The sequence below is a fragment of the Enterobacter sp. N18-03635 genome (assembly GCF_004006055.1).
Taxonomy (GTDB): domain Bacteria; phylum Pseudomonadota; class Gammaproteobacteria; order Enterobacterales; family Enterobacteriaceae; genus Enterobacter; species Enterobacter vonholyi.
This window is the reverse complement of sequence record NZ_CP034769.1, coordinates 2,927,302-2,950,598: the sequence shown is the minus strand read 5'-3', so window position 1 is coordinate 2,950,598 and position 23,297 is coordinate 2,927,302. Positions and strand designations below refer to the sequence as shown.

Annotated in this window: 22 protein-coding genes, 2 tRNA genes and 1 other annotated feature; of the genes, 9 read left to right on the top strand and 15 right to left on the bottom strand. The window is 56.7% G+C overall.

Annotated elements, in window-relative coordinates; genetic code table 11:
- Nucleotides 1–23: 23 nt before the first annotated feature.
- The 9 genes from hisIE to hisL form a co-directional block, all read right to left on the bottom strand.
- Nucleotides 24–635, bottom strand: a complete 612-nt coding sequence (gene hisIE / locus ELK40_RS14820) for a bifunctional phosphoribosyl-AMP cyclohydrolase/phosphoribosyl-ATP diphosphatase HisIE (protein ID WP_111966135.1) — start codon at nt 633–635, stop codon at nt 24–26.
- The gene (gene hisF, locus ELK40_RS14815) at nt 629–1,405 is read right to left on the bottom strand and encodes an imidazole glycerol phosphate synthase subunit HisF (protein WP_111966136.1); all 777 of its coding nucleotides are present in this window, start codon (nt 1,403–1,405) and stop codon (nt 629–631) included. The genes hisIE and hisF overlap by 7 nt, the downstream gene beginning before the upstream one ends.
- Nucleotides 1,387–2,124, bottom strand: a complete 738-nt coding sequence (gene hisA / locus ELK40_RS14810; protein WP_127731592.1) for a 1-(5-phosphoribosyl)-5-[(5-phosphoribosylamino)methylideneamino]imidazole-4-carboxamide isomerase — start codon at nt 2,122–2,124, stop codon at nt 1,387–1,389. Before hisA ends, hisF begins: the two co-directional genes overlap by 19 nt.
- A complete protein-coding gene (hisH, locus tag ELK40_RS14805) occupies nt 2,124–2,714 on the bottom strand; it encodes an imidazole glycerol phosphate synthase subunit HisH (protein ID WP_127731590.1) in 591 nt (196 codons plus the stop codon). The genes hisA and hisH overlap by 1 nt, the downstream gene beginning before the upstream one ends.
- A complete protein-coding gene (gene hisB, locus ELK40_RS14800; protein ID WP_127731588.1) occupies nt 2,714–3,781 on the bottom strand; it encodes a bifunctional histidinol-phosphatase/imidazoleglycerol-phosphate dehydratase HisB in 1,068 nt (355 codons plus the stop codon). Before hisB ends, hisH begins: the two co-directional genes overlap by 1 nt.
- The gene (gene hisC, locus ELK40_RS14795; protein ID WP_115875773.1) at nt 3,778–4,839 is read right to left on the bottom strand and encodes a histidinol-phosphate transaminase; all 1,062 of its coding nucleotides are present in this window, start codon (nt 4,837–4,839) and stop codon (nt 3,778–3,780) included. The genes hisB and hisC overlap by 4 nt, the downstream gene beginning before the upstream one ends.
- Nucleotides 4,836–6,140, bottom strand: a complete 1,305-nt coding sequence (hisD, locus tag ELK40_RS14790; protein WP_127731586.1) for a histidinol dehydrogenase — start codon at nt 6,138–6,140, stop codon at nt 4,836–4,838. The genes hisC and hisD overlap by 4 nt, the downstream gene beginning before the upstream one ends.
- Nucleotides 6,141–6,145: 5 nt before the next feature.
- Nucleotides 6,146–7,045 (bottom strand): ATP phosphoribosyltransferase, encoded by a 900-nt coding sequence (gene hisG, locus ELK40_RS14785; RefSeq protein WP_127731584.1) that lies wholly within the window; start codon nt 7,043–7,045, stop codon nt 6,146–6,148.
- Between the two features lie 45 nt (nt 7,046–7,090).
- Nucleotides 7,091–7,214, bottom strand: a sequence feature (His leader region).
- Entirely contained in the window at nt 7,190–7,240 is a 51-nt protein-coding gene (gene hisL, locus ELK40_RS14780) for a his operon leader peptide (protein ID WP_001364200.1), read from the bottom strand. Its footprint overlaps the feature before it by 25 nt.
- 175 nt (nt 7,241–7,415) lie before the next feature.
- On the opposite strand from hisL, the gene ELK40_RS14775 reads away from it, so the two are divergent.
- The 3 genes from ELK40_RS14775 to plaP all read left to right on the top strand — a co-directional run bounded on the left by ELK40_RS14775 (nt 7,416) and on the right by plaP (nt 10,841).
- Entirely contained in the window at nt 7,416–8,240 is an 825-nt protein-coding gene (locus ELK40_RS14775; protein WP_111966141.1) for an SDR family oxidoreductase, read from the top strand.
- A 41-nt stretch (nt 8,241–8,281) separates the two neighbouring features.
- Complete coding sequence (locus tag ELK40_RS14770; RefSeq protein WP_115875771.1) at nt 8,282–9,211, top strand: LysR substrate-binding domain-containing protein; 930 nt, start codon at nt 8,282–8,284, stop codon at nt 9,209–9,211.
- Between the two features lie 271 nt (nt 9,212–9,482).
- Nucleotides 9,483–10,841 carry a putrescine/proton symporter PlaP gene (gene plaP / locus ELK40_RS14760; RefSeq protein ID WP_023312362.1) on the top strand — a complete coding sequence of 453 codons (1,359 nt, stop codon included), beginning with the start codon at nt 9,483–9,485 and terminating at the stop codon, nt 10,839–10,841.
- Nucleotides 10,842–10,963: 122 nt separating this feature from the next.
- Here plaP and sbcB read toward each other — a convergent pair whose 3' ends face one another.
- Nucleotides 10,964–12,391 (bottom strand): exodeoxyribonuclease I, encoded by a 1,428-nt coding sequence (sbcB, locus tag ELK40_RS14755; protein ID WP_181574069.1) that lies wholly within the window; start codon nt 12,389–12,391, stop codon nt 10,964–10,966.
- A 207-nt stretch (nt 12,392–12,598) separates the two neighbouring features.
- Here sbcB and dacD point away from each other — a divergent pair, with 207 nt between their 5' ends.
- The 4 genes from dacD to ELK40_RS14735 all read left to right on the top strand — a co-directional run bounded on the left by dacD (nt 12,599) and on the right by ELK40_RS14735 (nt 16,002).
- Nucleotides 12,599–13,765 (top strand): serine-type D-Ala-D-Ala carboxypeptidase DacD, encoded by a 1,167-nt coding sequence (gene dacD, locus ELK40_RS14750; RefSeq protein WP_032646438.1) that lies wholly within the window; start codon nt 12,599–12,601, stop codon nt 13,763–13,765.
- A gap of 119 nt (nt 13,766–13,884) precedes the next feature.
- The gene (gene sbmC, locus ELK40_RS14745; RefSeq protein ID WP_127731582.1) at nt 13,885–14,358 is read left to right on the top strand and encodes a DNA gyrase inhibitor SbmC; all 474 of its coding nucleotides are present in this window, start codon (nt 13,885–13,887) and stop codon (nt 14,356–14,358) included.
- A 91-nt stretch (nt 14,359–14,449) separates the two neighbouring features.
- Nucleotides 14,450–15,508, top strand: a complete 1,059-nt coding sequence (locus ELK40_RS14740; protein WP_127731580.1) for an FUSC family protein — start codon at nt 14,450–14,452, stop codon at nt 15,506–15,508.
- A 158-nt stretch (nt 15,509–15,666) separates the two neighbouring features.
- On the top strand, nt 15,667–16,002 hold the full coding sequence (locus ELK40_RS14735) for a DUF496 family protein (RefSeq protein WP_008499467.1): 336 nt from the start codon (nt 15,667–15,669) through the stop codon (nt 16,000–16,002).
- A 47-nt stretch (nt 16,003–16,049) separates the two neighbouring features.
- On the opposite strand, the gene ELK40_RS14730 is transcribed toward ELK40_RS14735, so the two are convergent.
- Nucleotides 16,050–16,385: a gamma-glutamylcyclotransferase family protein gene (locus tag ELK40_RS14730; RefSeq protein ID WP_115875766.1), complete on the bottom strand. Its 336-nt coding sequence runs from the start codon at nt 16,383–16,385 to the stop codon at nt 16,050–16,052.
- A 53-nt stretch (nt 16,386–16,438) separates the two neighbouring features.
- Nucleotides 16,439–16,514 (bottom strand) — tRNA-Asn (locus ELK40_RS14725).
- Between the two features lie 161 nt (nt 16,515–16,675).
- Here ELK40_RS14725 and emmdR point away from each other — a divergent pair.
- Nucleotides 16,676–18,130 carry a multidrug efflux MATE transporter EmmdR gene (gene emmdR / locus ELK40_RS14720; RefSeq protein WP_127731578.1) on the top strand — a complete coding sequence of 485 codons (1,455 nt, stop codon included), beginning with the start codon at nt 16,676–16,678 and terminating at the stop codon, nt 18,128–18,130.
- A 103-nt stretch (nt 18,131–18,233) separates the two neighbouring features.
- Nucleotides 18,234–18,309: transfer RNA gene (locus tag ELK40_RS14715), tRNA-Asn, on the top strand.
- Nucleotides 18,310–18,445: 136 nt separating this feature from the next.
- On the opposite strand, the gene ELK40_RS14710 is transcribed toward ELK40_RS14715, so the two are convergent.
- The 3 genes from ELK40_RS14710 to shiA form a co-directional block, all read right to left on the bottom strand.
- Nucleotides 18,446–20,218, bottom strand: coding sequence for an aminopeptidase P family protein (locus ELK40_RS14710; protein ID WP_127731576.1), 1,773 nt, complete (start codon nt 20,216–20,218; stop codon nt 18,446–18,448).
- An 18-nt stretch (nt 20,219–20,236) separates the two neighbouring features.
- Entirely contained in the window at nt 20,237–21,691 is a 1,455-nt protein-coding gene (locus ELK40_RS14705) for an AMP nucleosidase (RefSeq protein WP_111966061.1), read from the bottom strand.
- Nucleotides 21,692–21,764: 73 nt separating this feature from the next.
- Nucleotides 21,765–23,078 carry a shikimate transporter gene (shiA, locus tag ELK40_RS14700; protein ID WP_127731574.1) on the bottom strand — a complete coding sequence of 438 codons (1,314 nt, stop codon included), beginning with the start codon at nt 23,076–23,078 and terminating at the stop codon, nt 21,765–21,767.
- Nucleotides 23,079–23,297: the final 219 nt, after the last annotated feature.

Here is a 23,297-nt window from a genome sequence, read left to right as displayed (position 1 = left end):
ACCGGGGATATTCCCCGGTTTTTTTATTTGTGCCGTTTGCGAAGATTTTCAATCACCGCCGTCAAATCCAGCTCCTGATCCTGCAGCAGCACCAGCAGGTGATACATCAGGTCCGATGCTTCATTCGTCAGCTCCTCGCGGTCATGCACCGTCGCGGCCAGCGCGGTTTCCACGCCTTCTTCACCCACCTTCTGCGCAATACGCTTGGTTCCGCTGGCGTACAGCTTCGCGGTATACGAACTTTCAGGGTCAGCCGTTTTACGCTCTGCCAGCAGCTGTTCCAGTTGATACAGGAACAACCACTGGTGGCTCGCCTCGCCGAAGCAGCTGCTTGTGCCCTTATGGCAGGTTGGGCCGATTGGGTTTGCCAGCACCAGCAGGGTGTCGTTATCGCAGTCTGGCGTAATGCTCACTGCATTCAGGAAATGACCCGAGGTCTCGCCTTTGGTCCACAGGCGCTGTTTCGTGCGGGAGTAGAAGGTCACTTTGCCGCTGGCGAGCGTTTTCGCCAGCGCGTCCTGGTTCATATACCCCAGCATCAGCACTTCGCCTGAGACGGCATGCTGGACAACCACCGGCAGTAATCCGTCCGTTTTTTCCCAGTCCAGCTGCGCCTGTTGTTGCTCTGTTAACATACCCTGATCTCCACGCCCTGGTCGGCCAGGTACGTTTTTAACTCACCAATATTAATAATCTGCTTGTGGAACACGGAAGCGGCCAGCGCGCCGTCCACGTTCGCATCGCGGAAGGCTTCCAGGAAATGTTCCATGGTGCCCGCGCCGCCGGAGGCAATCAGCGGAACGTGGCAGACCTCACGAACTTTTTTCAGCTGTTCGAGGTCATACCCGTTACGCACGCCATCCTGATTCATCATGTTGAGGACAATCTCGCCAGCGCCACGCTTTTGCACTTCCTGCACCCAGTCGAGCGTTTCCCACTGCGTCACGCGCGTGCGGCTTTCATCCCCCGTGTACTGGTTGACGTGATACTTGCCCGTTGCGGCGTCATACCAGGTGTCGATCCCGACCACAATACACTGCACGCCAAAACGATCGGCGAGGCGGGTAATGAGCTCCGGGTCGGCCAGGGCAGGGGAGTTGATGGAAATCTTGTCGGCGCCAAACGAGAGAATTTTGGCGGCGTCGTCAGCGGACTTAATTCCGCCCGCCACGCAGAACGGAATGTCGATCACTTCCGCCACGCGTTCCACCCAGCTTTTGTCGACCACGCGGCCATCGCTGGACGCGGTAATATCGTAGAACACCAGCTCGTCTGCGCCTTCATCAGCATAGCGTTTTGCCAGCGGAACGATGTCGCCAATGATCTCGTGGTTGCGGAACTGCACGCCTTTCACGACCTGGCCGTCACGTACGTCCAGGCAAGGGATTATCCGTTTTGCCAGCATTGAATCGCCTCCGTCACAGTAAATTTACCTTCCAGCAGAGCCCGGCCCACAATCACACCCTGCACACCGGTACCGCGCAGCGCGGCTACGTCGCCTATATCACCGATACCGCCGGAAGACTGGAACGCTATCTGCGGATAACGCGCACAAACCTCTTCATAAAGCGAGACGTTGGAGCCAGCCAGCGTACCGTCGCGGGAGATGTCAGTGCATAACACGTGCTTCAGGCCAACGGGCAGATAGATATCAACCAGCTCTTCCAGCGTGACGCCGGAGTTTTCCTGCCAGCCGCTGACGGCCACCTGCTTGTTGCCCTGTTCGTCAATACGCACGTCCAGCGCCAGTACAAGGGCGTCGGCGCCAAAGCGGCGGAACCAGCCCTTCACCGTCTCAGGATCTTTCACGGCGGTTGAACCTACCACCACGCGGGCCACGCCAGCGTCCAGCAGCGCCGCGACGTCATCTTCCGTACGCACGCCGCCGCCAACCTGTACCGGCACATCAACACCCGCAATAAGTTGTTTAAGCAGCGGGATCTGGCGTTTCGCCGGGTCTTTCGCGCCAGTCAAATCCACAAGATGCAGTACCTGCGCACCCTGGGCGGCATAATCCTGCAGACGCGGCAGCGGATCGTTTCCGTAGTCTCGCTGCTGCCCGTAATCACCCTGATGCAGACGGACAACCGTACCGTCAATTAAATCTAACGCGGGAATAATCATCACATCTCCAGGAAGTTTTTCAGCAGCTGCGCGCCCGCGGCGCCAGAGCGCTCCGGGTGAAACTGCACGCCGAAGAAATTGTCTTTCTGTACGGCTGCCGTAAACGCCTCGCCGTAAGTGCACTGGGCGATCGTATTCACGTTCACCGGCATGGCGTAGCTGTGCACGAAGTAAAAATACGCGCCGTCTTCGATGCCGCGAAACAGCCTGTCGCCCGCTTTGGCGTACACGCGGTTCCAGCCCATATGCGGCAGAGGCAGACCGTGATCAGTCATTTTCGGCACGTCTTCGTCAATAATGCCCAGCAGGTCAACGCCGTTATTCTCTTCGCTGCGGCGGCCCAGGATCTGCATGCCCAGGCATATGCCCAGTACCGGCTGGGTACAGGCCTTGATCAGATCGATCAGATCGCGTTCTCGAATCTGATCCATTGCAGCCTGCGCGGTACCTACGCCCGGTAAAAAGAGTTTGTCGGCGCGCAGCACCACGTCCGGGTCACGGCTGACCACCGGCTCGTAGCCGTGGCGCGCAATCGCCGACTTTACGGAGTTCAGGTTGGCGCATCCGGTATCCAGAATCACCACGTTCATTACAGGACTCCTTTTGATGAGGGCAGGGCGTCACCTTCCACGCGGATTGCCTGGCGCAGCGTGCGGCCGAAGGCCTTGAAGAGACTCTCTACGCGGTGGTGGTCGTTCTTGCCTTTGGTCTTCAGGTGCAGCGTCAGGCCCATGGTGTAGGACAATGAACGGAAGAAGTGCTCCACCATTTCTGTGCTCAGATCGCCCACGCGCTGGTAATTGAAGTCTGCTTTATATTCCAGGTGCGGGCGCCCGGAGATGTCCATGGCACAGCGCGCCAGACACTCGTCCATCGGCAGGACAAAGCCAAAACGGTTGATGCCGCGTTTATCACCGAGCGCCAGCTTGAGGGCTTCACCCAGCGCCAGGCCGGTATCTTCCACGGTGTGGTGATCGTCAATATAAAGATCGCCTTTTACCGTGATCTCCATGCGGAAACCGCCGTGGGTGGCAATCTGGTCCAGCATGTGGTCGAAGAAACCCACGCCGGTGTGGATCTTGCTGCCGCCTTCGCGATCCAGCCAGACCTTCACATCAATTTGCGTCTCTTTAGTGTTACGTTCAACGTGCGAGTAGCGGTCGCGTTTTGTCAGCTGCTCGCCAATCATCGTCCAGTTCAGGTTGTTGCGGTCGTATCGCAGTCCCGCGATGCCCATGTTTTCCGCCAGCGTAATATCGGTGATGCGATCGCCGATAACATAGCTGTTGGTTTTATCCAGCGCATCTTCAGCCAGGTAGCGCTCAACCAGCTTCACCTTTGGCTTACGGCAGTCGCACTCGTCGGCCGGCATGTGCGGGCAAATCAGCACCTCATCAAATACCACGCCCTGAGAGGTCAGCACCTGCATCATTAAATTATGCGGGCCGTCAAAGTCTGCCTGCGGGAAGCTGTCGGTACCCAGACCGTCCTGATTGGTGATCATCACCAGCCTGTATCCGGCTTTTTGTAGCTTGAGCAGCACCGGGATCACGTCCGGTTCAAAGGCCAGCTTGTCGAATCGATCGACCTGAAAATCGGCTGGTGGCTCCGAAATAAGGGTGCCGTCACGATCGATAAAAAGGATCTTCTGGGTCATACTTTCTCCGCTTTCAGGGCGTCAATCACGCGCTGGCTCTCTGCGCGGGTGCCGACGGTAATGCGCAGGCACCCGCTCAGAGAAGGTTGTTTATTCTGGTCTCGTAAGATAATGCCCTGATCCCATAAAGATTTAAATACGGCACTCGATGCGGTGAAGCGTACCAGGATGTAGTTGGTTTCCGAGTCGAACACCTGCTCCACGCACGGGATATCCTTCAGGGCAGTCACCAGATACTGACGTTCCTCCAGGATTTGCGCCACGCGCTCGCGCATCGCGTTGATTCCCTGAGGCGTCAGCGCCTGTGCCGCAATATCGGCTACCGGCGTCGAGAGGGGGTACGGAGCGATCACCTTCAGCAGCAGGTCGATGACCTCTTTATTCGCCAGCGTAAAGCCGCAGCGCAGGCCCGCAAGGGCGAAAGCCTTCGACAGCGTACGCAGCACCACCAGGTGCGGATACTCTTCCAGCCAGCCAGCCAGCGTCGCCTGCGGGCAGAACTCGATATAGGCTTCGTCGGCCACCACCAGCGCTTTACCGCGCGTCATCTCCAGCAGGGTGCGGATATCCTGCGGGTTAATAATCTGCCCGGTCGGGTTGTTTGGACTGCAGACAAAGACGACTTTAACGCCCTCAAGATTGTCGGCAATGCCCTGCAGATCCAGCTGCCAGTTCTCCAGTGAGAGCACGTTGCGGCACGCCACGCCGAAGGTTTCCGCGCTGACGCTGTACATGCCGTAGGTCGGCTGGCAGTACATGACGGCGTCTTTGCCCGGCTCGCAGAACGCGCGGATCAGCAGCTCAATACCCTCATCCGCGCCGCGGCTGACCAGCACCTGATCTGGCTTCACGCCAGCATACTGCGCGTAGTTTTCGATTACCGCCTTCGGCTGACACTCCGGATAACGGTTCAGCGTTTGCTGCGACAGCTCAAACTGCACCGCAGTCGGGAATTCGTTAGCATTCAGCCAGACATCCCCTTTGCCGCCCAGACGACGCGCAGACTGGTAAGGCGTCAGGCGACGGACATTTTCGCGGGCTAATTCTTCAATGTTCATGCTTGCTCCTTCAGGGCTGCAACGCGCAGCGTAACGGCATTTTTGTGGGCGGTCAGGCGCTCGGCGGCAGCCAGGGTTTCAATGGTCGAGGCCAGTGAGGCAAACCCTTCGCGGGAGAGTTCCTGCACGGTCATGCGCTTCTGGAAATCCGCCAGGCCGAGGCTGGAACAGGTTGAGGTGTAGCCGTACGTGGGCAGCACGTGGTTGGTGCCGGAGGCGTAATCGCCCGCTGACTCCGGTGACCAGTCGCCGAGGAACACCGAGCCCGCGCTGGTAATGCTATCGACCAGATCGCGCGCGTTGCGGGTCTGAATAATCAGGTGCTCCGGGCCGTACTGGTTAGAAATGGCAATGCACTGCTCCAGATCGCGCGCCACAATCAGGCGGCTGGCCGCTAACGCCTGACGTGCCGTGTCGGCGCGGGGCAGGTCGGCAAGCTGACGCTCAACGGCTTCGCCCACGCGTTTTGCCATATTGGCGTCCTGCGTCAGCAGGATGACCTGCGAGTCCGGGCCGTGTTCCGCCTGTGAAAGCAGGTCGGATGCCACGAAATCCGGCGTTGCGCCGCTGTCGGCAATCACCAGCACCTCAGACGGGCCGGCAGGCATATCGATGGCCGCGCCGTCCAGACGCTGGCTGACCTGGCGCTTGGCTTCGGTCACATACGCATTGCCCGGACCAAAGATTTTGTCGACCTTCGGAATGGATTCCGTGCCGAACGCCAGGGCGGATATCGCCTGCGCGCCACCCACTTTATAGACCGCCTGCACGCCGCACAGCTTCGCCGCGTAGAGGATCTCGTCGGCAATCGGTGGCGGCGAGCACAGCACCACTTTCTGACACCCGGCAATCCGCGCGGGAGTCGCCAGCATCAGTACGGTGGAGAAAAGCGGCGCAGAGCCGCCGGGAATATAGAGGCCGACGGACGCAACCGGGCGCGTTACCTGCTGGCAACGCACGCCGGGCAGGGTTTCGACATCTACGGTCTGCAGCTTCTGCGCGGTGTGGAAGGTATCAATGTTTTTCACCGCAACAGCCATTGCCTGCTTGATGTCGTCACCCAGACGATTGCTGGCATCAATGATTTCCTGCTCGGTAACCTGTAATGCGCCGACTTCCGTCTTATCAAACTTCGCGCTGTATTCACGCAGCGCGTCATCGCCACGGGCTTTGACGTTATCCAGGATCTCAGCCACGGTGCGCGAGATGCTTTCAGAGGCGCAAATCGCCGGGCGCATCAGCAGCTCGCGCTGCCGTGCGTCGCTACAGGTATTCCAGTCGATGATTGTGTTAAAGCTCATGGCCATTACTCCATCATCTTCTCAATCGGCAGCACCAGGATGGAGCTTGCGCCCAGCACCTTCAGTTTTTCCATGGTTTCCCAGAACAGGGTTTCGCTGCTCACCATGTGCATCGCCACGCGCTGCTGATCGCCCGCCAGCGGCAGGATGGTTGGGCGCTCGGCGCCCGGCAGCAGGGCAATCACTTCATCCAGGCGCTCGGTTGGGGCGTGCATCATGATGTACTTGGACTCACGCGCCTGAATGACGCCCTGAATGCGGGTCAGCAGCTTGTCAATCAGCTGCTGCTTGGCATCCGCCATCTCGCCGTCGCGCTGAATCAGGCACGCTTTGGAGCGGTAGATCACTTCCACTTCGCGCAGGCCGTTCGCTTCCAGCGTCGCGCCGGTAGAGACCAGGTCACAGATGGCGTCCGCCAGACCCGCACGCGGCGCCACTTCAACGGAGCCGTTCAGCAGGCAGGATTTAAACTGCACGCCTTTCTGATCCAGATAACGCTTTAACAGGTGAGGGTAGGAGGTGGCAATACGTTTGCCGTTCAGCGCGGCCGGGCCGTCCCAGGCTTCATCAACCGGCGTTGCCAGCGACAGGCGGCAGCCGCCGAAGTCCAGACGACGCAGGGTGAAGTAACGCGGATCTTCGCCCTGCGCGCGGCGGGTCAGCAGCTCTTCTTCCAGCACGTTTTCCCCGATGATGCCGAGGTCAACGACGCCATCCATGACCAGGCCGGGAATATCGTCATCACGCACGCGCAGAATGTCGATGGGCATGTTTTCAGCCAGAGCAATCAGGCGCTGGGTGTGCAGGTTAATTTTAATCCCGCAGCGGGCCAGCAGTTCGCGTGAATCGTCACTCAAACGGCCTGATTTTTGAATAGCTATGCGTAAACGTGAGTTATCTAACATTCTTTATTCCTCGTTAACCTGTTTTAACCTGTCTGAATTCGGTCCAAAAAAAAGCCCCCGGAAGAAGATCTTCCGGGGGCTTTTTCATGCGTTCATGCACCACTGGAAGATCCAAACGTCTTCCAGCACACATCGCCTGAAAGACTAGTCAGGATGATGGTGATGATGGTGGTGTTTAAATTGAACGCGTGTCATATAAATTCTCGATGAATGCTTATTCATTTGATGTCTTTTAACCTAAACCAGTTGTACGACATATTGCAAGGGCTTTTTTTGATCATTAATTCATTTCATATTGATGCTATGAATTGTGTGTTCTGCCGGGCTGGCGTAGCCTTATGAAAGACGAGTGAGAGTCAGGAGAATTCGCATGAAAAAGGTCGCGATTGTCGGTTTAGGATGGCTGGGAATGCCGCTGGCGATGTCATTAGCCGCGAAAGGCTGGCAGGTGACCGGGAGCAAGACCACCCGAGATGGGGTCGAAGCGGCGCGCATGTGCGGTATTGATGGCGTTGAACTGCGTCTGGAGCCGGAGCTGGTGTGTGATGCGGACGATCTGGACACGCTGATGAACGTGGATGCGCTGGTCATTACGCTACCCGCGCGGCGCAGCGGCCCGGGCGAATCATTTTATCTGCAGGCGATGCAGGAGATTGTTGACAGCGCGCTGGCGCATCACGTACCGCGCATTGTTTTCACCAGCTCGACGTCGGTCTATGGCGATGCTGAAGGTGTGGTAAAAGAGAGCTCCGAGCGCCGTCCCGTTACGGCGAGCGGTCAGGTCCTGAAAGAGCTGGAAGACTGGTTGCATAATCTTCCCGGCACGCAGGTTGATATCGTGCGTCTGGCAGGATTGGTGGGGCCTGGACGCCATCCGGGACGCTTTTTTGCCGGAAAGACGGCGCCAGACGGCCAGCACGGCGTGAATCTTGTCCATCTTGAGGATGTTATTGGCGCGATTGAGTTACTCTTACAGGCTCCGAAAGGCGGACACATCTATAATATATGTGCACCGTCTCATCCGGCGCGCAGCACCTTTTACCCGCTGATGGCACGTCAGCTTGGCCTGGCTCCGCCGGTCTTTAGTGAGGCAAAAGATGACAGCAAAGGCAAAATTGTTGATGGCAATCGCATTTGTCATGAGCTGGGGTTTGAGTATCAGTATCCCGATCCGCTGGTTATGCCCATGGAATAAGACCCGCAGCGGAGACGATCGCACACCAGAAGGGGGCGAGCATGAAACCGCTGCTGGATGTTCTTATTATTCTGGATGCACTGGAAAAAGAGGGGAGCTTTGCCGCTGCGTCGGCAAAGCTCTACAAAACCCCGTCTGCGTTGAGCTATACCGTTCAAAAACTGGAAAGCGATCTCAATATTCAGATCCTCGATCGCTCCGGGCACCGCGCACGTTTTACCCGAACCGGACAGATGCTGCTGGAAAAAGGCCGCGAAGTTCTGCATACCGTTCGCGAGCTGGAAAAACAGGCCGTTAAGCTCCATCAGGGATGGGAAAACGAGCTGGTTATTGGCGTAGATGATACCTTTCCGTTTTCTCTCCTGACGCCGCTGATTGAAGCTTTTTATCAACACCACAGCGTGACCCGTCTTATCTTTATCAACGGCGTGCTGGGTGGCTCCTGGGATGCTTTAACCCAGGGCAGGGCGGATATTTTTGTCGGTGCACTCCATGAGCCTCCCCAGCTGAGCGATTTTGGTTTTGCCCGGCTGGGCGTGCTGGAGCAGGTATTTGCCGTGGCGCCCCATCATCCCCTGGCTCAGGAGCCTGAGCCGCTTAACCGCCGCGTGATTAAAGGCTACCGCGCGATTGTGGTGGGGGACAGCTCTCGTCCGGAATGTTCGGCCTCCTCACAGCTGCTTGATGAGCAGGAGGCCATCACCGTTTTCGACTTTAAAACCAAGCTGGAGCTGCAAATAAGCGGCCTGGGCTGCGGTTATTTGCCCCGCTATCTGGCGCAGCGGTTTATTGACAGCGGTGCGCTTGTTGAAAAACAGGTACTTGCTCAAAACAGCCATGAGTCGGTGTGGGTGGGCTGGAATGAACAGACCGCCGGGCTGGCCAGTGCCTGGTGGCGCGACGAAATTTTAGCAAATAGTGCTATCGCCGCTGTTTATGCTCAGGGCAGCGTCGAGAAATCAGCCAGTTAGCAAAAAGAAAATTACCCGCTGCGTTGCAAAGTATTGCCTTTTGTATCCGATGTGGGGCAAAATGCCGCCGCTGCAACCAAATGAATAATCGACGATATAAAAGGCGTCGGTTATTTTTTTTTGCATGTACGAAACGAAACTAAAAACCAAGAGGCCGGGCTTCGTACCGGATAGATATTTACTAAAATCCGACAGTTGTTGTCGCTGAGGAAGAAACAAATGGGGCAATTTTTCGCTTACGTGGCGGTTATCACCTTAAAGGAGAATAACTATGTCGCATAACGCAACTCCAAACACCTCTCGCGTGGAATTACGTAAAACGCTTACGTTGATTCCGGTTGTTATGATGGGCCTGGCCTATATGCAACCGATGACGCTGTTCGATACATTCGGTATCGTATCAGGCCTCACAGACGGTCATGTGCCGACGGCTTACGGCTTCGCGCTGATTGCGATCCTCTTTACCGCGCTGAGCTACGGTAAGCTGGTTCGCCGCTATCCGTCTGCCGGTTCCGCCTACACCTATGCACAGAAATCCATCAGCCCGACGGTTGGCTTTATGGTGGGCTGGTCTTCGCTGCTCGACTACCTGTTCGCGCCGATGATCAACATTCTGCTGGCAAAAATCTATTTTGAAGCGCTGGTGCCATCGATTCCATCCTGGATGTTCGTCGTGGCGCTGGTGGCCTTTATGACGGCCTTTAACCTGCGCAGCATCAAGTCCGTTGCCAACTTTAACTCTGTTATCGTTGTGCTTCAGGTTGTCCTGATTGCCGTTATTCTTGGCATGGTGATCTATGGCGTGTTCCACGGCGAAGGCGCTGGTACGCTGGCGAGCAGCAAACCGTTCTGGTCTGGTGATGCGCATGTGATCCCGATGATTACCGGGGCAACCATTCTGTGCTTCTCCTTTACCGGTTTTGACGGAATCAGCAACCTGTCCGAGGAAACGAAGGATGCAGAGCGCGTGATCCCGCGTGCCATCTTCCTGACGGCGCTGATTGGCGGTCTGATCTTTATTTTCTCGACCTATTTCCTGCAGCTGTACTTCCCGGATATTTCTCGCTTCAAGGATCCGGATGCGTCTCAGCCAGAAATCATGCTGTATGTGGCGGGTAAAGCGTTCCAGGTTGGCGCGCTGATCTTCTCCACCATCACCGTACTGGCATCCGGTATGGCCGCGCATGCAGGCGTTGCGCGTCTGATGTACGTAATGGGCCGCGATGGCGTATTCCCGAAAAGTTTCTTCGGCTACGTGCATCCAACCTGGCGTACCCCGGCGATGAACATCATCCTGGTCGGTGCGATTGCGCTTCTGGCAATTAACTTTGACCTGGTGATGGCAACGGCGCTGATTAACTTTGGTGCGCTGGTGGCGTTTACCTTTGTTAACCTGTCGGTTATCTCTCAGTTCTGGATCCGTGAAAAGCGTAACAAGACGCTGAAAGATCACTTCCAGTATCTGTTCCTGCCGATGTGTGGTGCCCTGACCGTGGGCGCGCTGTGGGTTAACCTGGAAGAGAGCTCGATGGTGCTTGGCCTGATTTGGGCGGGTATCGGCCTGATTTACCTGGCCTGCGTTACGAAGAGCTTCCGTAACCCGGTTCCGCAGTACGAAGACGTCGCGTAAGACTGTGTCGGGTGGCGGTTACGCCTTACCCGACCTACATAACCCGTAAGCCCGCGTAAGCGCAGCGCCGCAGGGCAAAAAAAACCGGAGACCATCGCCTCCGGTTTTTTTATTTCTGACTTTCAGACTATCTCTTGCGCGTACTGGAACAGGGATTTCAACAGTGCCTGTTTCTCAGCATTCCCTTCATACTGGCCATAAAGCATTTCCAGCTCCTGAGCATAGCTGTGCAGATACTCTGGGGTAAATACGTTGCGACGGTGCTGCAGCCAGCGTTCCTGCTCTGCTTCATCCAGGGTTCCCGGGTAATTACGCGCGCGGTAATTAAACATCAGCTTTTCGATGCGCTTATCGGCGAAGGTGATATCAAGCGCCGGTAAGTTACGCGGCTCGGTTTGCAGAACGATATTCATGGCCGCGCGATCGGCATCGCTGAAGAAGCCGTTATAGAGCTGGGCATCCACGTTTTCAGACGGCACGAATGGTTCCGCCTCGGCAAAGATAGCAACCACTTTCTCGCGCACCTGCGGGTTTTCGCGCAGCACTTTCAGGTTATCGAGGCAGTGCTGACGGTTGATGCCCAGCCTGTCAGCATCTTCCGGGCGCAGCGTGTTCGCCTGAGCGAGTACCGGACATTTATTTATGTGCACCAGTTTGACCGGCACCGCAGGCAGATCGCCGAGTTCATTCTTCGGCGTGTACAAACGTTCGCGCAGGGTATCGCTGTCGAGCTCCAGCAGGGGTGAAATATCGCCCGCCAGGTCCACCATGATGACCGCATTACGGTTGTCCGGATGCCACGCCAGCGGGGCAACCCAGCTGGTATTGCCGCGCCATGCACCAAACATGCCGGAAATATGCACCAGCGGCTTCATCTGCGGTACGTCGATAAGGGTCATAAGCTTCTGCTTGCTGCGATGGCTTAGCAGATACTCAAACAGCCGGGGCTGTGCGCTTTTCACCAGCTTCGCCATGGCAATGGTGGCATAGACGTCCGCCATCGCGTCGTGGGCGTTGCTGTGCTCGATACCGTTGGCGCGCGTCAGGTGTTCCAGCCGGAAGCTGGTCAGCCCTTCCTCATTTTCCGGCCAGTTAATGCCTTCAGGACGCAGGGCGTAGCAGGCGCGCATGATGTCGAGCAAATCCCAGCGTGAATTGCGGTTCTGCCAGCTCCAGGCATAGGGATCGTAGAAGTTGCGATAAAAGATATTGCGCGTCACTTCGTCATCGAAGCGGATGTTGTTGTAACCGACCACGCAGGTATTGGGGACGGTAAACAGATCGTGGATGCGTCGGGCGAATTCTGCCTCGTTAACGCCTTTCTCCCGCGCTTCCTGAGGGGTGATGCCGGTAACCATGACCGCGCCGGGCTGCGGCAGGTAGTCATCCGCAGGCTTGCAGTAAAAGACCTCAGGCTCGCCAATAATGTTGAATTCGTCGTCGGTACGGATGGCGGCAAACTGCGCCGGTCGGTCCAGCGCCGGGTGAGTGCCAAAGGTTTCGTAGTCGTGGAACAAAAAAGTCGGGCGAGCGGCAGAGTCAGACACCAGTAATACCATCCTGTTAAAAAATGACGCCACTATGGTAAACGATCGCGCGGGTCAGACCGAATAAAAAGCACCGCCGCGTGGCAAATTTGCGCGCCAGCTTCAGAGAAAAATCTGCGTTCTGTCACATTTTTTTGCAATTAAGCCAGGTAACGACATCAGAACTCCCGTAAAAAGGTCATCGATTTTTACTGACCTGAGGATATACCGTTGAAACGCCGTCTGTTTATTGCTGTTTCTTTACTCGCTTCGAGTGTCTCATCTGCTTTTGCGGCCGAACCACTGGATTTTTCGCCGCAGCCTCCGGCCATTCAGGCTGGCTCCTGGGTGCTGATGGACTACACGACTGGTCAGATTTTAACGGCGGGCAACGAACATCAACAACGTAATCCGGCGAGCCTGACCAAGCTGATGACGGGCTATGTGGTGGATCGGGCCATTGATAGCCACCGCATTACGCCGGACGACATTGTCACCGTAGGGCGTGACGCGTGGGCAAAAGGTAACCCGGTTTTTGACGGCTCGTCGCTGATGTTCCTGAAAGAGGGCGATCGCGTCTCCGTGCGCGATCTGAGCCGCGGCCTGATAGTCGATTCCGGCAACGACGCCTGCGTGGCGCTGGCCGATCACGTGGCGGGCGGGCAGCCGCAGTTCGTGAAAATGATGAACGACTACGTGCAGAAGCTGAACCTGCGCGATACGCATTTTGAAACCGTCCACGGGCTGGACGCGCCGGGCCAGCACAGCTCCGCCTATGACCTGGCCGTACTCTCCCGGGCCATCATCCACGGCGAGCCTGAGTTTTACCATATGTACAGCGAAAAGAGCCTGACCTGGAACGGGATCACCCAGCAAAACCGTAACGGCCTGCTGTGGGATAAAACCATGAACGTGGACGGCCTTAAAACGGGGCATACCTCGGGGGCTGGCTTTAACCTGATTGCGTCTGCCGTAGACGGCCAGCGCCGTTTAATCGCTGTGGTGATGGGGGCGGACAGCCCGAAAGGGCGTGAGGACCAGGCCCGAAAACTGCTGCACTGGGGACAGCAGAATTTCGATACGGTGCAGATCCTGCATAGCGGAAAAAAAGTGGGGACGGAGCGCATCTGGTACGGCGACAAGGAACAGGTGAAACTGGGAACCGACCAGGACTTCTGGCTGGCCTTGCCGAAAGCGGAAGTGCCGAACATCAAAGCCAAATACGTGCTGGATAAAAAAGAGCTGGAAGCGCCGATTGCCGCGCATCAGCGGGTCGGAGAAATCCAGCTCTATGACCGCGACAAAGTGGTAGCCCACTGGCCGCTGGTAACGCTGGAAGCCGTTGATAAAGGCGGCCTGTTCTCTCGACTGAGCGATTACCTGCATCACACGCTATAAGTCCTGCTGAGCAGACTGGCAGGGTTGCGAGTCTGCTCACATAATAAACACTCCTCGTTTGCTGATAATGATAATCCAGTTTTATAGTGTATAAATATACAGTAATAAATGGAGGCAGCATGGACTACAGCATTAAGCAGCAACAGAAACGTAAGATTGCCGGTTTTCATTTGGTCGGCCCGTGGGAACACACGGTAAAGCAGGGCTTTGAACAGCTGGTCATGTGGGTTGACGGGTGTCACATTGAGCCGCTGGAGTGGGTTGCGGTCTATTACGATAACCCGGATGAAGTCCCGGCAGAAAAACTGCGCTGTGATACGGCCGTTACCGTACCGGACGATTTCGTTATTCCGGAAAACAGCGAAGGCGTCATGATGACGGAAATCGCGGCCGGGGACTATGCCGTGGCGACGGCTCGCGTGGAAAACTACGACTTCGCCACGCCCTGGTATCAGTTCTTCAATTCCCTGCTGCAGGACAATAAATACCAGATGGCGCTGAAGCCCTGCTTCGAACGCTATCTCAATGACGGCAATGCGGACGGTTACTGGGATATCGAAATGTATATCGCCGTCGAGCATAAAACGGTTTAAGCCTGCTAAATGAAGGGTTTTTCAGCCGGATCGATCCGCCCGGCTGAAAACACAGTACAATTGTGGTTTGCCGTGTAGCTGGAGAGCGGGTGTGCGTCCCGACAAATCATTAACTCCTTTTGAAATTCGGTTGTATAAATATTACCGCGTTGTGCACGGGTGTCGCATCGCGCTGGCTTTCGTATTGACGTTTGTACTGGTCCGTTTGCTGGACGTTCCGGAAGGGACGTGGCCGCTCATCACGCTGGTGGTGGTGATGGGGCCCATCTCGTTTTGGGGGAACGTGGTCCCGCGCGCCTTTGAAAGAATTGGCGGGACGGTTTTAGGCTCTGCCCTGGGTCTTATTGCGCTGAAGCTGGAGCTCATCTCATTTCCGGTGATGCTGGCATGGTGCGGTGCCGCTATGTTCCTCTGCGGCTGGCTGGCGTTGGGCAAAAAGCCCTATCAGGCGCTGCTGATTGGTATTACTCTCGCGGTGGTTGTCGGGGCGCCCGCCGGGGATATGACCACGGCGCTGTGGCGAAGCGGGGATGTCATCCTGGGGTCACTGCTGGCCATGCTTTTTACCGGTATCTGGCCGCAGCGCGCTTTTCTGCACTGGCGTATTCAGATGGCTAACTACGTTACCGCCTTTAACCGCGTTTATCAGGCCGGTTTTTCCCCTAATCTGGTCGAGCGCCCGCGGCTGGAAAAGCACCTGCAAACCATCCTTAACGACGTGGTTAAAATGCGCGGCCTGATCACGCCCGCCAGCAAAGAAACCCGCATTCGAAAATCGATTTTCGAAGCTATCCAGACGGTAAGCCGCAACCTGGTTTGCATGCTTGAACTGCAAATCAACGCCCACTGGGCTTCGCGTCCCAGCCATCTGTTGATGCTTAATGCGCAGACCCTCAAAGAGACTCAGCAGATGACGCAGCAAACGCTGTTGACCATCGCCCATGCGCTTTATGAAGGCAACCCGCAGCCGATACTGGCCAACAGCGAGCGACTGAATGAGATCGTCGCGGAGCTGAAGCAGTTAATCAATGAACGCCAGAGCGATAACGTGGCGGAAACGCCTATTCATGGCTACGTCTGGCTGAGCATGGAACTGGCGCGGCAGCTTGAGCTGTTATCGCACCTTATTTGCCGGGCGCTGCGCAAATAAAAGGCGTATGTGACGGCTGCTGCTTCGATTCAGCAGCAATTGGGGTTATGATAGCTTTAAACGATATACTCATTGTCATTCGCAGCCGCTGTCAGTAAGGTTATTGTTACAACGGTTGCCTTAACGAATCCGACTCTCACATTATCAGGGGTGTAAAAATGGAAACTACCAAGCCTTCGTTCCAGGATGTTCTGGAATTCGTCCGCCTGTTCCGCCGCAAAAACAAACTGCAGCGTGAAATCCAGGACGTTGAGAAGAAGATCCGTGACAACCAGAAACGTGTTCTGCTGCTCGACAACCTGAGCGACTACATCAAGCCAGGCATGAGCGTTGAAGCTATCCAGGGCATCATCGCCAGCATGAAGAGCGACTATGAAGACCGCGTTGATGACTACATCATCAAAAACGCAGAGCTGTCCAAAGAGCGTCGCGACATCTCCAAGAAGCTGAAAGTGATGGGCGAAATCAAAAACGGCGAAGCAAAAAGCGAGTAATCGCAGCGGATTGTGAAAAAGGCTCTCTGGTGACAGAGAGCCTTTTTTTATGACTCAGAACGCGGCTGCAGCTGATAAATCCAGGCCTGAACCTGCTTGCCTTCAGAGGTGGTCACTGCGACCTCAATCCGGTCATAGCCGTCTTCAAATTCATCCAGCATTTGCCAGTGTGCGGCAAGGTTATCAGAGATAAACAGATAGCCTTCGACGCGGGGACCATCAGGGTGGAGCACGATCCCCGGGAAGTCCGCCGCAGCACCCCAGCCGCGTTCGTAAAACGTGCCGGATACGGAACCGGCCAGCCATTCGCCGCCGATGTTCTCAAGAATATGCGCATTAGAGTGGCCCGGGCGCAGCGTGCCGTAGACAAACAGAGCGTTCATTTTCCCTCATCCGCAAAGCAAAAAGCCTGCTTTAAAAGCAGGCTTTTTAAATTTGGCTCCTCTGACTGGACTCGAACCAGTGACATACGGATTAACAGTCCGCCGTTCTACCGACTGAACTACAGAGGAATCGTTGTGGAGGCTTATCTTAGCGGCGAAAAAAGTTTTGTCAAACCTGATCTTAGGGAAAATCGACCGATTGCTGATTCTGTCGTCAGTTTGTTGTAAATCCACACATCTTTTTCTGGAAAATACTTTGCAGGATTAGCATTTGTCCCCCATCATTTGAAATGGAGTTTCAACTTTTCTCGCTAAGGTCCATTTTGAACGTCACTGCCTCCTTACGCCAGGCGATAACGCGCACGCCATGGTATGCAAAACGTAAAAGCTATCGTGTCCTGTTCTGGCGTGAAATCACCCCTCTTGCTGTGCCTATCTTCCTGGAAAATACCTGTGTTCTGCTGATGGGGGTTCTGAGCACCTTTCTGGTGAGCTGGCTGGGTAAAGAGGCGATGGCTGGGGTTGGGCTGGCGGACAGCTTTAACATGGTGGTGATCTCGTTCTTTGCCGCCATAGACCTCGGGACGACGGTGGTGGTGGCCTTTAGCCTCGGCAAGCTGGATCCCAAACGTGCACGCGAGGCGGCCCGCCAGTCGCTGATGATCATGACCATTTTTTCGATCGTCCTGGCGGCGGTGATCCACTATTTTGGTAAAGAGATTATCGACTTTGTCGCCGGGGAGGCCACGAACGAGGTTAAAGACCTGGCGCTGACCTACCTGGAGATGACCGTCATAAGCTATCCGGCAGCGGCCATTGCCCTTATTGGCAGCGGCGCGCTGCGCGGGGCGGGCAACACCAAAATTCCGCTACTGATCAACGGCGGGATGAATATCCTCAATATCATTATCAGCAGCGTGCTGATCTACGGCGTGTTCTCGTGGGACGGGCTGGGCTTCGTCGGTGCCGGACTGGGTTTAACCATTTCACGCTATATCGGTGCGGCAGCCATCATCGGGGTACTGATGGCGGGGATCACCCCCTCGCTGCGCCTCACGCTGAAAAGCTATTTCCGCCCCTTTAATTTCGCCATTATCTGGGAAGTGATGGGGATCGGCATTCCCGCAAGCATTGAATCTGTGCTGTTTAACGGCGGGAAATTGCTGACGCAGATGTTTGTCGCCGGGATGGGCACCGACGTGATAGCCGGTAACTTTATCGCTTTTTCTATCGCCTCGCTGATTAACCTGCCGGGTAACGCGCTGGGGTCGGCATCGACCATCATCACCGGTAAACGGCTCGGGAAAGGGCAGATAGGCCAGGCGGAGCGGCAGCTGCGGCATGTTTTCTGGCTGTCGACCATTGGACTGACGCTGATCGCCTGGGGAACTGCGCCCTTTGCCGGGCTGATGGCCTCGTTTTATACCCACGAAGACGACGTTAAAGAGGTCGTTAAGATCCTCATCTGGCTCAACGCGGCCTTTATGCCCATCTGGGCGGCCTCATGGGTATTGCCCGCCGGGCTGAAGGGGGCGCGCGATGCCCGCTTTGCGATGTGGGTTTCGATGCTCGGCATGTGGGGATGTCGCGTTGTGGCGGGGTATACGCTCGGGGTTATGCTCGGATGGGGAGTGGTCGGCGTCTGGCTGGGGATGTTCCTCGACTGGGCCGTACGTGGGGCGCTGTTCTACTGGCGGATGGTCAGCGGGCGCTGGCTGTGGAAATATCCGCGAAAAAATGCCTGACAATTGCGCGAAGTGGAGAATAATTCGGCAAACGATCGGAAATATGCATTCTGCCTTTGACATCCCGGGGGAGCATCGATAATATGCGCCCCGTTCACACGATTCCTCTGTAGTTCAGTCGGTAGAACGGCGGACTGTTAATCCGTATGTCACTGGTTCGAGTCCAGTCAGAGGAGCCAAATTTGAAAAGCCTGCTTTTAAAGCAGGCTTTTTGCTTTTCTGCGCCGGATAAAATTGTCGGGTGGCGGCTTCGCCTTACCCGACCTACGGGACTGTAGGCCCGGCAAGCGCAGCGCCACCGGGCAACAAACCGAACTACTGTTTGACGCGAACCGGCGCCGTCGCCTCTACTAGCCACGGACGCGCATCGCTGTTCACCAGCGGTGACAGCGTCTCACGGACCTGCTGGTGATACGCATCCAGCCACTGCTTTTCCTGCTCGCTCAACAGTCCCAGCTCGACCTGGCTTAAATCAATAGGGATCAGCGTCAGAGATTCAAACCTGCAGAATCCCGGGCGGCTCTCCACAATCTCCACCTGGTTTTCAATACGGATACCGTGGCTATCGCCCAGATAGTAGCCCGGCTCGATAGTCATGATATTTCCCGCCACCAGCGGCCACGGGTTGACCTTTTTGGCGATGCGATGCGGGTTCTCATGGATCAGCAGCTGGTGCCCCACGCCGTGCCCCGTACCGTGATCGTAATCCAGCCCCATCTCCCACAGCGGGCGACGCGCAAACGCATCCAGCTGATGTCCCTGAGTCCCGGAAGGGAACTGCAGGGTAATCAGCGACAGGAAGCCTCTCAGCACGGCGGTGTAGTGCAGGCGCTGCTCCGGGGCGACTTTACCCCATGCCAGCGTGCGCGTGGCGTCAGTGGTGCCATTAGCGTACTGACCGCCGGAATCGTTCAGGTAAAAATGGTCATGGCCGATAGGCTTATTGCTGGCCTCGCTCGAATGATAGTGGCACATCGCCGCATTGCTCGAAGACGCGGAGATGGTCGCAAAACTCTGCTCGATAAACCCCGGCTGCTGTTTGCGGAACGCCAGCTGCTGCGCCTGGACTTCCAGCTCTGTTAGCGGATTTCCTGCCGCCTCGCGAAGCGGCACTTCGCGGCTCAGCCAGGCGAGGAAGTTGACCCACGCGGCACCGTCCTGGTAATGACAATCGCGATAGCCTGCCAGTTCTACCGGGTTTTTAGTGGCTTTCATCAGGGTGATGGGGTCGGTCCGCCAGACAATCTCCCCCCGTGGTTCAATGGCGAAGCGCAGGGCAACCGGCGCGGAATCGGCATCCACCATCACCCGTTTGCCTTCAGCAATCTGCTGGCAGCGTTCGACAAAGGCCTTCTGTGGCGCAATGGTGAACGCACTGCGGACGTATTCAGGCAGGGCGCCGAGCTTGTTGTCGTTAACAAACCACTCAACGTGACCGTCACGTCCAAGAAGGGCAAAGGAGAGCGGTACCGGGCTGTATGGTATATCCGCGCCACGCACGTTTAACAGCCAGGCGATATTATCCGGCAGGGTAACGGCGAGATAATCGGCATGGTTTGCAGCCAGTACGGCGGCAACGCGCTGACGTTTGTCTTCGCTGCTTTCACCGCTTATCGCAACCGGCATTTCACGGATAAGCCCCGCCGGTGCGGCAGGGCGATCGGTCCATAAGGCGTCAAACGGTGACGCGTTCAGCGGCACGAGCGCGCACTGTGTGGCAGACAGCTGCGTAAACTCGGTATTCGTCATCAGCATTGGGTCAAAACCGATGCGAGTGCCCGCCTCGACGTTTGCCGTCAGCCAGTCTGCCAGCGGCTCGTTGTGCAGGTGGTGAATTTCAATCTCGTCCAGATTCACCTGAACGCGGGCCTGGACCTGATAGCGCCCGTCAACGAACAGCAGCGCTTTATCCTTCAGTACCAGCGCGACGCCGGCAGAGCCGTCAAAGCCCGTCAGCCAGGCCAGCTTTTCGTCGTACGGCGCGCAGTATTCGCTCTGCCATGCATCCGCGCGCGGGACGATCATCCCGTCGAGATGGCTGGCCTCAAGCCAGTGGCGCAGGGCAGAGAGCGGTGATGTGCTGGACATTGTTTTTCCTTATCGTTATTAGCGGAACGGCGGCTCGTTGAAGGTGCGCAGCTTGCGCGAATGCAGTCTGTCACCTTCCGCCCGAAGCAGGTCGATGGCGCGAATGCCGATTTGCAGATGCTCTGAGATAGCCCCTTCATAGAAACGGTTGGCCTGGCCGGGCAGCTTAATTTCGCCGTGCAGCGGCTTATCGGAGACGCACAGCAGCGTGCCGTACGGAACGCGGAAGCGATATCCCTGCGCGGCGATGGTGGCGCTCTCCATATCGATCGCCACCGCGCGGCTCAGGTTGAAGCGCAGCGCGGAGGCTGAGTAACGCAGCTCCCAGTTGCGGTCATCCGTCGTGACGACCGTACCGGTGCGCAGGCGCTGTTTGACCTCTTCACCCGGCATGCCGCTCACCTCTTTGGTGGCGTCGTACAGCGCGCGCTGCACTTCGGCGATGCTCGGGATTGGGATATCCGGCGGCAGCACGGCATCAAGCACGTGGTCATCACGCAGATAGGCGTGGGCGAGCACGTAGTCGCCAATCAGCTGGCTTTCGCGCAGGCCGCCGCAGTGGCCAATCATCAGCCATACGTCGGGGCGCAGTACCGCCAGATGGTCACAGATGGTTTTGGCGTTTGACGGGCCGACGCCGATGTTGATCAGCGTAATGCCCTGACCGTCGGCGGTGATCAGGTGCCAGGCGGGCATCTGGTGTTTTTTCCACGCCAGATCGGAGATAGCCTGCTCGGGCGCTTCGGTCTCCGCGGTGATCCAGATCCCGCCCGCGCAGGAGAGCGCGATATACGGGCTTTCGGGGTCGAGGATCTGGCTGCAGCCCCAGCGGACAAACTCATCAACGTAGCGAGTGTAGTTGGTAAAGAGCACGAACGGCTGGAAATGTTCGACTGGCGTACCGGTGTAGTGGCGCAGGCGCGCCAGGGAGAAATCGACCCGGCGGGCGTCAAAGTGCGACAGAGGAGAAAATTCGGCCGGGTGATAAATCCCGTCTGCCGTCTCATCGCCAATCTGCGAAAGCTCGGTGGTCGGGAAGTGGCGGGTCAGCCCCGCGCTCATGGAGCGGTCAAGGGTTAACGCCGAACCGTCAATCACATACGGATAAGGGATCTCATGCTGCGAGGGCTCAACGGAAATGTGCGCGCCGTAATCCTGATACAACAGCGTAAGCTGTTCTTCAAGATACGGGCGGAACAGCGCAGGGCGGGTGACGGTGGTGCTGTAGCAGCCGGAGTGGGTAAAACGGGCGTAGGCGCGGGTTTTGGGATTACTGCTGGCGCTGCCGTCCCAGGTCACAGAGAGCGATGGATAAACAAAAAGGCCCTCGGTTCTGGCCTTTTGGTCGGGGAGTTTCCCTGTTTCGATATATTCGCTGATGGCGCTGCGCAGCGCGTTGACGGACTGTTCATACAGCGCGTCGAGTTTTTCCAGCGCCTGAGCCGGGGTCAGGCTGGAGCCCTTATTATTCATCTCTGTCTCCTTGTTCCACAGGTGTGCGACTCTACCCGATAGTATGTCACACGCCTGTGAAACAAAAGTGAGATCAGCGGTGGCTCGTCTCTTTCATCAGCAGCGCCGTTGCCGCCGACAGCAGGCAACCGGCCAGAAGATAAATCGCCACGCTGTGCCAGTTGCCGCCGGAGAAGGTCACCAGCGCAGCGGCAATAAACGGCGTAAACCCGCCGCCAACCACGCTTGCGACCTGGTAGCCCACGCCCGCGCCGCTGTAGCGGTAGCTGGCGCCGAACAGCTCGGTAAACATCGGCTGCTGCACGCAGACCACCATATCGTGAGCGATGTTAGCGAGCATGATGGCAAAGAAAACAATCCAGAAAACAGACTGCGCCTCCAGCGCCATAAAGAACGGCCAGGCGCTGAGGGTTCCAATCAGCGCGCCGGTGATGTAAACGCGACGGCGACCAAACCGGTCAGCCAGCCAGGCGAAGCAGGGGATAGTCAGGCAGCTGATCCCGCCGACCAGCAGGCCAATATTCAGGAACAGTTCACGGGGCAGGCCGAGATTCTGCGTCGAGTAGTTCAGGGCAAAGGCGGTGACGATATACATCGTCAGCAGCTCGCACAGGCGCAGGGCGATAATTTTCAGAAAAGCGCCAGGGTGCCGGACAAGGGCTTCCATGACAGGAAGTCTTTTGTTAGCGGCCGGTTTTTCCTGCTGCTTTTCGAACTCTTCCGACTCCTCCATTCCGTTACGGATCCACAGCGCGGCAATGACCAGCACGATGCTGAAGATGAACGGAATGCGCCAGCCCCAGCTCAGGAACTGCTCGTCGGTGGTGAGCTGGCTGATTAACGATACCAGCCCTGTGGAAAGCAACAGCCCTACGCCGTACCCGACCTGCACGCCGCTGCTGTAAAACGCTTTCTTATTTTTTGGCGCGCTCTCAACGGATAGCAGCGCCGCGCCGCCCCATTCGCCGCCCACGGCAAAGCCCTGAATAGCGCGTAATGTCACCAGCAGCACCGGTGCCCACCAGCCAATGGCGGAAAACGAAGGGAGAATGCCAATCAGCGCGGTGGCGATCCCCATCATCCAGACGGTGAGCATCAGCATGCGCTTGCGGCCGAGACGGTCGCCGAAGTGGCCGAAGATCACACCCCCCAGCGGGCGAAACAGAAAGCCAACGCCGAAGGTAGCAAACGCGGCGAGCGTGCCCATCGCAGGGCTGACCTGGGGGAAGAATTCGCGGTTAAACACCAGCGCGGCGGTAATGCCGTAAAGTAGAAAATCATACCAGTCGACGACGGCACCCGCGAAGCTGCCGAGTGCGGCGCGGCGGGCACGATTGAGCGAAGGGGTCTCCTCGTTGGGACGATCGGAGATGAGGGTGGAGTCCATAGTTGTCCTGTCCGTACTAATTTTTAATTATTGGTATAAGAAAAGGTCACTCACATTGCGCCGTCATATAAACGGAACCTATGAGACTACCGCGACAAAACGCCCGAGAAAACGTTTTTATCTTTCCTGAAGGTGCTGAATAAATAAATTTCATCTTCGCCTGCAGCGAGATAATTGTGTCTTCTGGCTCCGTTACAGGCTGAATGGTTTACAGTAATA